Genomic DNA, 12,648 nt, shown 5'->3' on the forward strand with positions numbered 1-12,648 from the left:
CGCATGGATCGCGTGAAACGGTTGGACCGCCTGCTCAAGCTGCGCCTGCGCCGGGAGCGTCAGGCCAGCCTGCAGCTGGCCCTGGGCCTGCGCGAGGACGAGGAGCGCCGCCGCGCCCTGCTCGAATCCGAGGGGCAGCTGGAGGAGGCGCGCCGGATCTGGCAGGACGAACTAGGCGGCGGACTGGCCGCCGCGCGCCTGACTCTGCTGCGCAGCTACCTGGATCAGCGCCAGCGGGGCCTCACCCAGCGCGAGCGGCTGGTGCGGGACTGGCAGCCGCGGCTGGGCGTCCTGCGCGTGGAGCTGGGCAGCGCGGCCCGGGAGCGCCAGGCCCTGGAGCACTGGCGCGAGCGGCTGCGGATCCGCCTGCGGCTGGAGGAGAGCCGCGCCGAGCGGCGGGCGCTGGATGAGATCGGCCTGCGCGAGAATCGGCGCCGCAACGATCCTGAACACGGAGAGGACTGATGGCCAAGGACCCGAGCAAGACCAGGGGCAAGGACATCGAGGAAGAGGTCGAGGCTCCGCCGCCCCCGCCCCCCAAGAAGAAGCTGGGAGGCCTGCTGATCTGGGCCGGCTACTTCATCCTCAGCACCACCATCATGGTGGGCGTGGCCCTGGTCATCGTGCAGAAGCGCCGGGCCCAGGCACCGGCGGCCGCGGTGCCCCACGCCGCCGTGGACAGCCTGCAGGTCCCCGCCGACAGCGCGGCCCACGCGGACAGCCTGAAGCGGCGACCCGTGGACAGCCTGAAGACCCACATCCAGGAGCTCAAGCAGGTGGTCAGCCAGCGCGAGGACTCGCTCCACAAGACCGTGGACACCACGCGCCGCCTGCAGACCCAGATGGAGCGTCTGCAGCAGGAGCTGGACACGCTGCGCCAGCGCGACGTCATGCTGAGCAGCGCGGAGGCGGCCCGGCTGGCCCGGGTCTTCGGCAGCATGCAGCCGCGCAAGGCCGCCCCCGTCCTGCAGAAGATGGACAACGCCTCCGTGGCCGCGATCCTGCTCTCCATCGAGGAGCGCACCGCGGCCAAGATCCTGGCCGCCATGCCGCCGGACCGCGCTGCGGGCATCAGCACGCTGATCCGCGAGCAGGCCAAGGAGAAGGCCCGGCGCGTCAAGGCGAAGGGCTGAGGGCCGTGGGCACGGCCTCCCCCGGCCCGCTGCCGGCCGCCGGCCCGGCCGCGCCGGCACCTGAATCGCGGACGCCGAATTCCGGCGCCCGGCGCCGGCGCCGCTTGGAACCCGGCGGGGCGGAGGGCGAGGCCCTGGCCCAGCTGCTGATCCGGCCCCGGGACCCGCGCAGCCCGGCTTCCGCGGCGGCGGACTCCGCCTCCCCGTTGCGCCGCGCCAACACCGCCAAGCCGCCGGGCGCGGGCGTGGGCGGCTCCCAGGCGTCCCGTGTCTCCTGCTCAACCCGTGTCGCTGCCGGGGCGCAGGCGGTCCCCCGCGACCCGGCCGGCCCAACGGAGCCGAAGCCGGCGCCTTCCGCGTCGCCGGCTGACCATCCTGCATCCACTGCCAAATCGACGCAAGCCCTGCCAGCACCCGTCCCCGGTCACCAACTGCCCGCGGCCGACGCGCCGGACAGCCGGCAGGCGGTGATCCAGTTCCGCGCGCAGGCTCCGCCCGCCGTCCTGGCGGACCAGGTCCGCGCCCGGGCCGCGTGGCGCGAGGCCCGCTTGCGCGAACAGGCCGGCGAGCGGGCCACCCCGGCAGCCCAGCCGGCGCGTGAGACAGCCGATCGCTCTGCCAGCCAGGCCGAGCACCGGCCGGAGGCGGGCACCACGCCGGATCCCGCCCCGGCGCCGTCGAACCCGGGCCACGCTGCGCCCCTTGCCACCGCGGAGCGCTCAGCGGCCCAGGAGAGCGCCACCCGGCCGACGCCCGAACCGTCCGCAGCGCCCGTGTCACACGCGACTCCGCCGGCCGACGCGAGCGCGGGCCCGTCTCCAGCACCCGTGGCGCTGCCGCCGGTTCCGCCGCCGGCCATCGAATCCCGACCCGCCGCGACCGCGACCGCAACCGTGGCCGGCCGCCTGGCCGCCGCCCGGAACAGCACCGTCCTCACGGAGGCCCGCGCGGGCTGGAATGCCCTGTTGGAGCAGCTCCAGGGCCGGGTGGACCAGCTCCGGCTGAGCGATGGCGGCCAGGCCCGCCTGAGCCTTGAACCCGCCGAACTGGGGCATCTGGACCTCCTGCTGGAGCGCGCGGAGGGGGGCTGGCGACTGGAGATCCGCGCCGGCAGCGCCGACACGGCCCGACAATTGCAGAATCAGGCGCAGGAGTTGCACGACCGGCTCCTGGCGGCGGGCGTGCGGCTGGACGAGCTGCGCCTGCAGTCGCCGGGCGCCGGCGTTGGCACGGAGCCGCCCGGCCCGCTCCCGGCTTTGTCCGAGGACGTTCCGGCCACGGCCACGGATCCGGACTCGTCCGGCAAGCGGCGCGCGCCCGACGAGGCGGAGGGCGAGGCGGCCGGGGAACGAAAATCCCCATCGGGTCCGCCCGGGGAAGAATTTGCCAGCCGCCTGGAGAGCCTGTTGCGGCGCGGCGGCGCGGGAGGAGCGAGATGAGCACGGTCACGGGAGTGGGGTCGAGCAGCTATCTGGGCAGCCAGGTGGCCTCCGCCTCGAGCATGGGCAAGAGCGAGTTCCTCAATCTGCTGGTCACCCAGCTCTCCAACCAGGATCCGCTCAATCCCATGGACAACCAGCAGTTCGCCGCGCAACTGGCCCAGTTCAGCAGCCTAGAGTTGATGACCAACATGCAGGGCACGCTGGAAGACAACCTGACGGCCAGCCAGTCCGTGGCCACGGCCCTCCAGGGCGGGATGGCGGCGGATCTGGTGGGCAGCACGGTGACGGCCCTGGACGACCGCGTGGTGCTGGCGGACGGCGCGGCCACCCTGCGCTGGGAGACGGAGTCCACTCCCGCCAGCCTGGAGATCGAGATCCTCGATTCCACGGGCGCCGTGGTCCGGCGCCAGACCCTGAGTGCGCCGGAGGAGTCGTCCTGGAACTGGGACGGCAGCGACGGCGCGGGCGAGGAGTTGGCGGACGGGACCTACACGATCCGCCTGAGCGCCACGGACAGCGCGGGCGAGGACCTGACCGTGCGGCCGCTCTGGAGCGGCCGGGTGGACTCTGTGCGCTTCCGCGAGGGCGTGCCCTACCTGGTGAGCCGGGGGGAGGAGTTCACCCTGGGCCAGGTGAGTGAGGTGAGCGCGGACGAGGAGGACGGCTCCCCGGCGCAGGACGCGAGAAACGACTGGAATTGGTGAAGCGGCCAAGGAGGCACGGATGAATCGCAGTTTGTACACCGGAATTTCGGGCCTGCTCGGCCACCAGCAGAAGCTGGACGTGGTGGGCAACAACATCGCCAACGCCAGCACGGTGGGCTTCAAGCGCAGCCGCGTGAACTTCCAAGACGCCTTCAGCCAGACCCTGCGCTACGCCTCCGAGCCCACCGGCACGGCCGCGGGCAAGGTTCCCATGCAGGTGGGGCTGGGCACCAAGGTGGCCAGCATCGACCGCATCTACGAGCAGGGCAACCTGGAGCTGACGGGCAACACCACCGACCTGGCCATCTACGGCGACGGCTTCTTCGCCGTCCAGGACGCCTCGGGCACCTACTACACGCGCAACGGCGCCTTCCAGATCAACCCGCTGGGCGCGCTGGTCACGGCGGACGGCCAGTCGGTGCTGGGCCTGAACGCCGACGCCGGCGGCAACCTGCCCGCCGTGACGGACATGGGCGCCGTGGTGCTGCCCCTGACCGAGGCCTCGCCGGCCCAGGCCACCAGCGAGGTGGTCTTCTCCCAGAACCTCAACGCCGAGATGACCGAGAGCGACGCCAGCCTGGTCAGCCTGGGCAATTCGGCGGGCGTGACCGGCGTCTCCGGCCGCGCGGTCAACGGCCTGGGCGGCACCTGGAACGTCACCGTGACCGGCGCCGCGGCCACCCAGAGCCGCTTCACGGGGACCAACGCCAGCCAGCCCGGCGCGCTGACGGGCAGCATGACCCTGGGTTCGCTGGGCGTGGACACCTTCGGCTCGCTGAGTCTCACGGTGGACGGCGGCACGCCTGTGGAGGTGACGGGCTTCGACGCCGAGACCACCTTGTCGGAGTTCATGGCCCTGGTGGAGTCGCGAGTGGGCGGCGTGGACCTGAGCCTCGAGAACGGCGAACTCGTGCTCTCGCGCACGCGCTTCGGCGTGGGCACCGGCAACAACGTGGCCCTGAGCGAGACGAACGGCAACGCACTGGCCCAGTTGTTCGGCGCGGCCTCCATCACCGCCGACAACGGGACGGACTCCACCCTGGCGGCCTCGGGCGTGTTCACCACCACCCGCGGCGTGGTGCTGGAGCAGGTGCCCATCGCCCTGGGCGAAGTCAACCCGCTGGACGGCCAGGTGACGGACGTGCTGGACCTGGGCGGCGGCGGGGTCACCGTGCTGGCGGCGGGCGGCCTGCAGGCCGGCACCTTCCAGGTGGCCACCGAGGACACCGTGCACGAGACCAGCATCGTGGTCTACGACAGCCTGGGCGCCAGCCACACCATGAGCGTGTCCTTCACGCGCGGCGAGGAAGCCAACATGTGGTACTGGGAGGCGACAGTCCCCCCGCCCGCCGGCACCATCTCAGGCAATACGGGCGTGGTGCGCTTCTCCGAGCAGGACGGCAGCCTGGGTTCCTTCACCTACGACAACGGCGCCGCCGCACTCAGTTTTGATCCGGGCAACGGTGCCCTGGTGCAGATCGGCCTGGACGCGGGCACGGTGGGCGCTCTGGACGGGCTGACCCAGACCGCCTACACCACCACCAGCCTGGCCATGAGCCAGAACGGCCGGGCCATGGGCGAGCTGGAGTCCGTCGACTTCCTGGACGACGGGCGGATCCAGGGCGTCTACTCCAACGGCGACACGCGCACGCTGGCCCAGGTGCTGGTGGCCGAGTTCACCAACACGGCGGGCCTGAGCGCGGCGGGGGGTTCCAACTTCGTGGAGACCGGCGCCAGCGGCACGCCCCGGCTGGGCCTGGCCGGCAGCGAACTCGCCAGCGTGATCAAGAGCGGCTACCTGGAGATGTCCAACACCGACCTGAGCAAGGAATTGACCGAGATGATCCTGGCCCAGCGCGGCTTCCAGGCCGCGGCCCGGGTCATCAGCACCAGCGACACCATCCTGGGAGAGGTGATCCAGCTCAAGCGCTGATCCCCCTCCCGACGCCTCGACGGGGGACGCCGGCCGGCGGAACGGGCCCACAGGGGGGACCCGCACCGCCGGCCGCGCGCATTTTTCCCGCCCGGGTGCGCTCCCGGGCTTGGTTCGGTTGCAGGAAAGTCGCGCGCGAGCCGATAAGGCCGAGGCAACGGGTTCCGCTCGGGTGGCAAGCGGCAGGTCAGGGAATGTGAGGGGGCATGGATTTCTCCACGCTCATCGGCTTGGTTGTCGGCTGGGGCCTGGTGGTCTGGGCCATCGCCTCCCAGCCGGGCGCCGGCTTTTTCGTGGACTTCGCCTCCCTGCTCATCGTGCTGGGCGGCACCGCCGGCTCGATCTTCATGAACTTCCCGCTGTCCAGCGTGCGCAGCATGAACAGCACCTTCCTCAAGGTGATCTTCCACCGCGAGCCCGGCCTGAACGACACCATCCAGACCCTGGTGCTGATCGCCGAGCGCGCCCGCCGGGAGGGCATCCTGGCCATCGAGGAGTCCCTGAATTCGGTGGAGGATGAGTTCCTGCGCGACGGCCTGCGCCTGGCCGTGGACGGCACCGAGCCCGAGATCATCAAGAGCATCCTGGAAATCGAGATGAGCACGCTGGAGGAGCGCCACCAGGCGGGCCAGTACCTCTGGCTGCAGGTGGGCACCTACGCCCCGGCCTTCGGGATGATCGGCACGCTCATCGGCCTGATCCAGATGCTCCAGGCCCTGGACGACCCCTCCAAGATCGGCATCGGCATGGCCACGGCCCTGGTCACCACCTTCTACGGCTCGATCATCGCCAACCTCATCGCCCTGCCCATCGCGGGCAAACTGGCGCTGCGCTCCAAGGAAGAACTGAACCGCAAGACCCTGATCGTCGAGGGGATCCTCTCGATCCAGAACGGAGACAATCCGCGGCTGGTGGCCGAGAAGCTGCGCACCTTCCTGCCGCCGGGCGGTCGCAGCATCCCAGGCCGGGACTGATGGCCCGCAAGGTCTCCAAGCCCCCCGAGTCCCCCGCGGCGCCGGGCTGGACCACCACCTACGGCGACCTGATGAGCCTGCTGCTGGTTTTCTTCATCCTGCTGGTCAGCTTTTCCACCCTGGAGATGTCCCAGTTCCACAAAGCCGTGGGCAGCCTGAAGGGTGGCGAGGGGATCTTCAAACCGGGCACGGGCGAGAACGCCGTGGAGGTGCCCGAGGCCCTGCGGGCGACGGACTTCGACCGCGCCGTGGCCGAGCTGGGGGACGAGCTGGCCAAGGAGAAGCTGCAGGAGCAGGTGCGCGTCTTCTGGGACAGCCAGGGCGTGCGCTTCATCCTCCAGGACGAGGTGCTCTTTCCGCCGGGGGACGCCGCGCTCAACCCGCGCTATCTGGGCGTGCTGGACGCCATCGCCGGCGTGATCCGCACCATCCAGGTGGCCGAGCTGCAGGTGGAGGGCCACACGGACGTCACGCCCATCCGCACCGCGCGCTTCCCGTCCAACTGGGAACTCTCCACCGCGCGCAGCGTGGCCGTGCTGCACTATCTCGAGCGCCTCAACCTGGTGCCTGCCCGCAAGCTGGTGGCCAAGGGCTTCGCCGAGTTCCGCCCCATGGTGCCCAACGACAGCCCGCAGAACATGGCGCGCAACCGCCGGGTGGAGATCTACCTCTTGCGCCAGAAGTAGCGCCGACAGCGCCAGGTTCTTGCGTCTTTCTTTGCTGGCTCAAAGAAAGACGCCCAAAGAAAGAGCCTCTTTTCAGCGGCCGTAACTAGGCGGCCTCACGGCCGCCGTCGAACAGACGGCCGGCCAAAGACCTTCCTGGTGCCGTGTAGGTGGTTCGCCTGACGGCTTCACCCATTTTCTGGTTCAGCCCTGCGGGCTTCACCTCGCTTGCCTGTGCGTGTCGCGCCGAAGGCGAAGCGCCTGACACCATGCGGGCAAATCGTCCCAGCCTCTCACTTCCGTTTTACGATTCCCCCGGTGAAGGCCGCAGGCCTGAACCAGAAAATAGGTGAAGCGCGAAGCGCGAACCAACTACGCGGTGGCAGGAAGGAAGTGCTGCCGCCAGCGGAAGCCCGCCGGGAGGCGGGCTGACTCTGGCGGGTGAGAAAAAGCGCCTCTTTGGCGCCACCTTTCTGGCGCCAGCAGAAAGGTGGCAAACAAGGGCTCCCGGCAGTCCCCGGGCTCGGCCGCCTGACCGCCGTCGGGCAACCGCTCATGCCACCATTCTGGCGCCAGCAGAAAGGTGACAGAACACGGCGCACCGGCGCGGAAACGCATACGCGCAGCAGAGGCGCCGCGCCAGCAGAGGCACCACGCCAGTGGAGGCCCCGTGCCAGCGGAGGCGCCGCGCCAGCGGAGGCACCGCGCCAAGCGGCAGCGCTTGCCCACGCCCCTGAAGCAATTACCGCCGCCCGCCGCCCGCCCGCCCCTGGCATCCGCCCCGCCCCCATGACCGCCAAGCGCTTTCCGCCCGCTTCGGAACTTCCGCCGTTTGGGCACGGCCTTTGCCCTGAGAGCCCTTGCGTGGCCTGATCCAAGTGGAGTTCGCATGAACAAGATTCTCTCCCAGGACGAGATCAATCAGCTCCTGAACTCCTACAAGAGCCAGCGGACCACGGATTCCACGGGCGAGGATTTGCGCGAGATCCAGCCCTACGACTTCAAGCACCCCGAGCGCATCTCCAAGGACATGATGCGCTCCATGCGCACCATCCACGAGGGCCTGGCCCGGGCCATGGGCACGCACCTCTCCAGCACCATGCGCCAGATGGTGGAGATCAACCTGCTCTCCATGGATCAGGTGACCTACGCCGAGTACACCATGAGCCTGCCGGAGATGAGCTGCCTCTTCGTGCTCTCGACGGAGAAGGGCGGCGGCTCGGTGATCGTCGAACTGGCCCCGCAGTTCGTGCTCTACATGGTGGACCGCCTGCTGGGCGGCACGGGCGACGTGCTGACGGAGCCCCGCGAGATCACCGTCATCGAGCAGAACGTGATCTCGCGCATGGTCAACCAGCTGGTGCTGACCCTCAACGAAGCCTGGTCGATGATCTTCCCGATGGAGTTCGTGCGCGAGAGCTTCGAGTCCAATCCCCAGTTCGTCCAGATCGCCCCGGCCAGCGAGACCGTGGCCGTGGTCTTCTTCGAGATCCGGGTGAAGGCCTACACCTTCCCCATGAACATTTGCATCCCCTATTTCGTGCTCGAACCCGTCCTGCCCTACCTCACCCAGGGCCGGCGCCTCTCGATGGAGCGCCGGGGCGACCGCGAGCTGCAGGCCACCATCGCCCACAAGATCCTCTGCGGCCAGCTCGAACTGAAGGCCCTGCTGGGGCGCGTCGACCTGAGCCTGGAGGATTTCCTCAGCCTGCGCGAGGGCGACGTGCTGACGCTGCCCAACCGCGAGCGCGAGGAGCTGGAGCTGGAGGTGGGCGAGAAGGTGAAGTTCCTGGGTCGGCCCGGACGCATGGGGCAGCGCAAGGGCTTCCGCATCACGCGGCCCGTGGACTTGATGGAAGACCCGATCTACAACGAGAAGTGACCTGGCCCGCCGGGCCGGAATTCTGGAGCCGGACACACCATGGCTGATTCCCTGACCCCCGCGCTGCTCGAGCTCTTGAGGCTGAACGAGGAGGAGTTCGCCGGCCGCGCGGGCGAGATCTTCCGCACGGTCATCAACCTCGAGACCCGCTTCACCCTGCTGAGCGTGGAGAGCGCCGACCAGGCCCTGCTGCAGGCCCGCTTCAATGAGGAGCTGGTCTGCGTGGAGGCCCCCTTCGTCAAGGGCCTGCCCGGCAGCGTGGTCTTCCTGCTGGAGAAGTCCTTCACCGCCCGGGTCGTGGACTACATGATCATGGGCGACGGCGAAGTGGAGTTCATGCCCGAGGAGCACCTGGACGGCATCGTCGAGGCCGTCAACCAGCTCATGGGCAACGAGCTGACGGAACTCTCCGGCAAGATCGGTCTCAGCCTGCGCAACGAGGTGCGGCCGGCCCGGCTGGTCACGCCCGCCGAGTTGGCCGCCACCTACGCCGGCCATCTGCTGGTGGAGTTGGAAGTCCTGATCGACGGCCGCGAACCCGTCCGCCTCTGGAAGCTCCTCTCGCCGGACCTGTCCGCCAAGCTGGCCGACATGCTGGGCAACCTGGACGCCACGGACGACGGCGACGACGGGTTCGGCCTGCCGCCCGACCACTCGGTGGATCGTCCCGCCGCCGCCCCCGCCCCGGCCCCGCCGGCCGCCGCCGCTGCGCCGCACGGGAGTCCGCCGCCCGCCGCGCCCGCGCCGCCCCGGGACGTGCGCCAGGCCCAGTTCACCGAGTTCGGTCCCCAGGGGCCGGCTTCCCGCGGCCCGCTGGAGGAGAAGTTCAACGACCGCGGCCTGGGCCGCGTGTTGGACCTGCGTCTGCCCGTGGTGATCGAGCTCGGGCGCACGCACATGCTCATCAAGGATATCGTGGAGCTCAGCCCGGGATCGGTGATCGAGCTCAACAAGCTGGTGGGCGAGCCCGTGGATCTCTTCGTCAACGGCAAGCGCTTCGCCCAGGGCGAGGTGGTGGTCATCGACGAGAACTTCGGCGTGCGGGTGACGGAACTGGTGCCGCTGGAGCAGCGCCTGCGCCAGGCCGGGGAGGCGTGATGGCCGCGGACAGCCTGGCTCTGGTGGCGTCCGACGGTCCCGGCTGGTTGGGTCTGATCTTCCGGCTCTTCCTCAGTCTGGCCCTGCTGGCGGGCGGTCTCTGGACCCTGCGCTGGCTCAAGGCCCGCCGGCCCGCGGGCGCGGCCGACGAGCGCCCGATGGAGGTCCTCTCGGCCCTGAGCCTGGGCACGCGCCGCCAGGCCGTGCTGCTGCGCGTCTCGGGCCGCGTGCTGCTGCTGGGCCTGGGCGAGGGCGGCATCCACCTGCTGGGGCGCTTCAACGGGCCGGAGGCCGACGAGCTCATCGCCCGCGCGGGCCGCGGCCCCAATCCCTTCCACCTGCGTTTTTTCGAGGCCAGCCAGCGCCAGGCCGCCGGCCCGCCCCCGGGAGGCCCGGCCGCATGATCCCTGCCGCGCACCCGCTTCGGCCCGGCCGCTGGTCGCTGCGCCGGCTCTCTTTTGTCGTGGCCATCGGACTGACCCTGATCCTGCTGCTGGCCCTGCCCGGGCTGGCCCAGGCGCCGGGGCCCGCGGGACCCTCGCTCTCCCTGACGGTGGGCGGCGCGTCCAGCCCCAAGCCAGACTTCGTGGTGGCCATCGAAATCCTCTTCCTGATGACCCTGCTGGCCCTGGCCCCGGCCATCCTGATCCTGGGCACCTCGTTCACGCGCATCCTCATCGTCCTGCACTTCCTGCGCCAGGCCCTGGGCACCCAGCAGTTGCCGCCCAATCAGGTGCTCATCGGGCTCAGCCTCTTCTTGACCTTCTTCATCATGCGGCCCTCCTTCGACCGCATGAACCAGGACGCCCTCCAGCCCTATCTGGCCCGGCAGATCACCCAGAAGGAGGCCATCGCCAAGGCCCAGGTCCCCTTCAAGGAATTCATGCTGACCCAGGCCCGCACGGAGGACCTAGCCCTGTTCGTGCGGCTGGCCAAGCTGGAGCGGCCCACCAAACCCGCAGACCTGCCCATCACGGTGGTGATGCCCGGCTTCCTGATCAGCGAGCTGCGGATGGGCTTCCAGATCGGCTTCCTGATTTATCTGCCCTTCCTGGTCATCGATCTGGTGGTGGCCAGCGTGCTGATGAGCATGGGCATGCTGATGCTCTCGCCCATCATGATCAGCCTGCCCTTCAAGATCCTGCTCTTCGTGCTGGTGGACGGCTGGAATCTGCTGGTGCGCTCACTGGTGGAGGGCTTCCGGTGATACAACGAGCGCAGCCGGCCGCGGAAGGAGGGGAGAGATGAGCGAACAACAGGTCATGCACCTGATGCAGCAGACCTTGTGGGTGACCCTGGAGCTCAGCCTGCCCATCCTGCTGGTGGGCCTGGTGGTGGGCCTGGGCGTGGGCATCCTGCAGAGCGTGACCCAGATTCACGAGATGACCCTGACCTTCATCCCCAAGATCCTGGCCGTGGCCGCGGTCTTCGTGCTCACCCTGCCCTGGATGATGCAGGTCATCCTCACCTTCACGCGCGACCTCTTCGCCCTGAGCGCGCAGCTGTAGGCCCCCCGCATGTTTTTCGACTGGCCCGTCGCCTGGGGCGAGGTCTTCCTCCTCGTGCTGTTCCGCGTGGCCGGCATCGTGGGCTCCATGCCCGTGCTCAGCTCGCGCGCCGTGCCCGTGCGCATGCGCCTGGCCCTGGCGCTGGTACTCACCGTGGCCCTGCTGCCCGCAATCCCGCTGGCGGCCTGGCCGCTGGAGCCCAAGGGCATCTGGGTCTTGAGCGGTCTGATCGTCCAGGAGGTGGTGCTGGGCCTGCTGCTGGGTTTCGCGGCCCAGATGCCCATCCTGGCCATGCAGGCCGCCGGCGACATGATCGGCCTGCAGATGGGCTTCGGCGTGGCCGCGGTGTTCGACCCCGACTCCGGAGCCCAGGAGAACCTGGTGGCCTCGCTGCTGCGCAACGGCGCGCTGCTGCTCTTCCTGCTCTTCGGCGGCCACCACCTGGTGCTCCAAGCGCTGGCGGACAGTTTCCGCACCCTGCCACCCGGCTCCTTGAGCCTCTCCCCCGACCTGCTGGACGAGGGGATCCGGCTGACGGGTCACCTGCTGGAATTGGGCCTGCGGCTGGGCGCCCCCGCCCTGGCGGCCCTCTTGCTGGTGGAGGTGGGGCTGGGTCTGGTGGCCCGCACGGTGCCCCAGATGAACATCTTCATCGTGGGCTTCCCCTTGAAGATCGGCCTGGGCTTCTTCATGCTGGCCGTCACCCTGCCCTCCATGCTGCTGCTCTTCCGCCAGGAGATCGGACAGCTGGGCGCGCTGCTGGGGCGCCTCGCGGCTCCCTGAGCCTCCCTCTCCACAGGGACACGAAGAGCACGAAGCTCGGAGAAGAGCACGGAGAGTTTGAAGGAGTAGATCGAAGCCTGGCTCCTGTTCGTGGCAAACTTGGCCATGAGGAATAGCTGAAGCGCATGTCCGACATAGGCCCGTCCGCTTCCGCCTTCCATCCAAACATCGTCTTCGCGTTCTTCTCCGAGCTTCGTGCTCTTCGTGTCCGAGTGTGGGCTTTTCGGGGCCGCGGGCGATTGCCATGTTGGGGCCTGTGGGTGCCTGAGCGCGGCCGGTGCCGCGGGAGGGCGAAGAGGGAAGACGGTGCAAGTCCGTCGCGGGCCCGCCACTGTGACCGGAGACGACGCCGCAGGTGCCACTGCCTGAACAGGTGGGAAGGCGCGGCGAAGGATGACCCGGAAGCCAGGAGACCTGCCCACCGGCCGCGCGGCCTCTGCCGCGGCGGCTGTCAAGCTGAAGGCCGTCCTCGTGGAACGGGATGCCTTCGTCCAGGCAAAAACGGAGCCCGGACCTTGTGCGAGGT

13 protein-coding genes and 1 riboswitch are annotated in these 12,648 nt (G+C 69.6%); all 13 genes read left to right on the top strand.

Annotation, left to right across the window (positions count from 1 at the left end; translation table 11 throughout):
• The first annotated feature begins 3 nt into the window (after window positions 1-3).
• Window positions 4-465: a flagellar export protein FliJ gene (gene fliJ / locus WC326_01465; protein MFA7329717.1), complete on the top strand. Its 462-nt coding sequence runs from the start codon at window positions 4-6 to the stop codon at window positions 463-465.
• Window positions 465-1,133, top strand: a complete 669-nt coding sequence (locus WC326_01470; protein ID MFA7329718.1) for a hypothetical protein — start codon at window positions 465-467, stop codon at window positions 1,131-1,133. Before fliJ ends, WC326_01470 begins: the two co-directional genes overlap by 1 nt.
• A 467-nt stretch (window positions 1,134-1,600) precedes the next feature.
• Window positions 1,601-2,572 (top strand): flagellar hook-length control protein FliK, encoded by a 972-nt coding sequence (locus tag WC326_01475; GenBank protein ID MFA7329719.1) that lies wholly within the window; start codon window positions 1,601-1,603, stop codon window positions 2,570-2,572.
• Window positions 2,569-3,279: a flagellar hook capping FlgD N-terminal domain-containing protein gene (locus tag WC326_01480; GenBank protein MFA7329720.1), complete on the top strand. Its 711-nt coding sequence runs from the start codon at window positions 2,569-2,571 to the stop codon at window positions 3,277-3,279. Before WC326_01475 ends, WC326_01480 begins: the two co-directional genes overlap by 4 nt.
• Before the next feature lie 19 nt (window positions 3,280-3,298).
• A complete protein-coding gene (locus tag WC326_01485; GenBank protein ID MFA7329721.1) occupies window positions 3,299-5,212 on the top strand; it encodes a flagellar hook-basal body complex protein in 1,914 nt (637 codons plus the stop codon).
• Between the two features lie 206 nt (window positions 5,213-5,418).
• Complete coding sequence (locus tag WC326_01490) at window positions 5,419-6,186, top strand: motility protein A (protein ID MFA7329722.1); 768 nt, start codon at window positions 5,419-5,421, stop codon at window positions 6,184-6,186.
• Window positions 6,186-6,872, top strand: coding sequence for a flagellar motor protein MotB (locus tag WC326_01495; GenBank protein MFA7329723.1), 687 nt, complete (start codon window positions 6,186-6,188; stop codon window positions 6,870-6,872). The genes WC326_01490 and WC326_01495 overlap by 1 nt, the downstream gene beginning before the upstream one ends.
• 868 nt (window positions 6,873-7,740) lie before the next feature.
• Entirely contained in the window at window positions 7,741-8,733 is a 993-nt protein-coding gene (gene fliM, locus WC326_01500) for a flagellar motor switch protein FliM (GenBank protein MFA7329724.1), read from the top strand.
• A gap of 39 nt (window positions 8,734-8,772) precedes the next feature.
• Complete coding sequence (fliN, locus tag WC326_01505) at window positions 8,773-9,831, top strand: flagellar motor switch protein FliN (GenBank protein MFA7329725.1); 1,059 nt, start codon at window positions 8,773-8,775, stop codon at window positions 9,829-9,831.
• The gene (locus WC326_01510; protein MFA7329726.1) at window positions 9,831-10,235 is read left to right on the top strand and encodes a flagellar biosynthetic protein FliO; all 405 of its coding nucleotides are present in this window, start codon (window positions 9,831-9,833) and stop codon (window positions 10,233-10,235) included. Before fliN ends, WC326_01510 begins: the two co-directional genes overlap by 1 nt.
• Window positions 10,232-11,038 carry a flagellar type III secretion system pore protein FliP gene (fliP, locus tag WC326_01515; protein MFA7329727.1) on the top strand — a complete coding sequence of 269 codons (807 nt, stop codon included), beginning with the start codon at window positions 10,232-10,234 and terminating at the stop codon, window positions 11,036-11,038. Before WC326_01510 ends, fliP begins: the two co-directional genes overlap by 4 nt.
• A 37-nt stretch (window positions 11,039-11,075) precedes the next feature.
• Window positions 11,076-11,339: a flagellar biosynthesis protein FliQ gene (gene fliQ / locus WC326_01520; protein ID MFA7329728.1), complete on the top strand. Its 264-nt coding sequence runs from the start codon at window positions 11,076-11,078 to the stop codon at window positions 11,337-11,339.
• Between the two features lie 9 nt (window positions 11,340-11,348).
• The gene (gene fliR / locus WC326_01525) at window positions 11,349-12,122 is read left to right on the top strand and encodes a flagellar biosynthetic protein FliR (protein MFA7329729.1); all 774 of its coding nucleotides are present in this window, start codon (window positions 11,349-11,351) and stop codon (window positions 12,120-12,122) included.
• Between the two features lie 241 nt (window positions 12,123-12,363).
• Window positions 12,364-12,559, top strand: a riboswitch (cobalamin riboswitch).
• Window positions 12,560-12,648: the final 89 nt, after the last annotated feature.

This window comes from Candidatus Delongbacteria bacterium (assembly GCA_041675285.1).
Classification (GTDB): domain Bacteria; phylum CAIWAD01; class CAIWAD01; order CAIWAD01; family CAIWAD01; genus CAIWAD01.

Excerpts from the sequence above, each read along its gene's own strand:
- WC326_01470 (MFA7329718.1), top strand. The coding sequence starts at position 465 with ATGGCCAAGGACCCGAGCAAGACCAGGGGCAAGGACATCGAGGAAGAG.
- fliN (MFA7329725.1), top strand. The coding sequence starts at position 8,773 with ATGGCTGATTCCCTGACCCCCGCGCTGCTCGAGCTCTTGAGGCTGAAC.
- fliJ (MFA7329717.1), top strand. The coding sequence starts at position 4 with ATGGATCGCGTGAAACGGTTGGACCGCCTGCTCAAGCTGCGCCTGCGC.
- WC326_01510 (MFA7329726.1), top strand. The coding sequence starts at position 9,831 with ATGGCCGCGGACAGCCTGGCTCTGGTGGCGTCCGACGGTCCCGGCTGG.
- WC326_01480 (MFA7329720.1), top strand. The coding sequence starts at position 2,569 with ATGAGCACGGTCACGGGAGTGGGGTCGAGCAGCTATCTGGGCAGCCAG.
- WC326_01490 (MFA7329722.1), top strand. The coding sequence starts at position 5,419 with ATGGATTTCTCCACGCTCATCGGCTTGGTTGTCGGCTGGGGCCTGGTG.
- WC326_01485 (MFA7329721.1), top strand. The coding sequence starts at position 3,299 with ATGAATCGCAGTTTGTACACCGGAATTTCGGGCCTGCTCGGCCACCAG.
- fliR (MFA7329729.1), top strand. The coding sequence starts at position 11,349 with ATGTTTTTCGACTGGCCCGTCGCCTGGGGCGAGGTCTTCCTCCTCGTG.
- fliP (MFA7329727.1), top strand. The coding sequence starts at position 10,232 with ATGATCCCTGCCGCGCACCCGCTTCGGCCCGGCCGCTGGTCGCTGCGC.
- fliQ (MFA7329728.1), top strand. The coding sequence starts at position 11,076 with ATGAGCGAACAACAGGTCATGCACCTGATGCAGCAGACCTTGTGGGTG.
- WC326_01495 (MFA7329723.1), top strand. The coding sequence starts at position 6,186 with ATGGCCCGCAAGGTCTCCAAGCCCCCCGAGTCCCCCGCGGCGCCGGGC.
- fliM (MFA7329724.1), top strand. The coding sequence starts at position 7,741 with ATGAACAAGATTCTCTCCCAGGACGAGATCAATCAGCTCCTGAACTCC.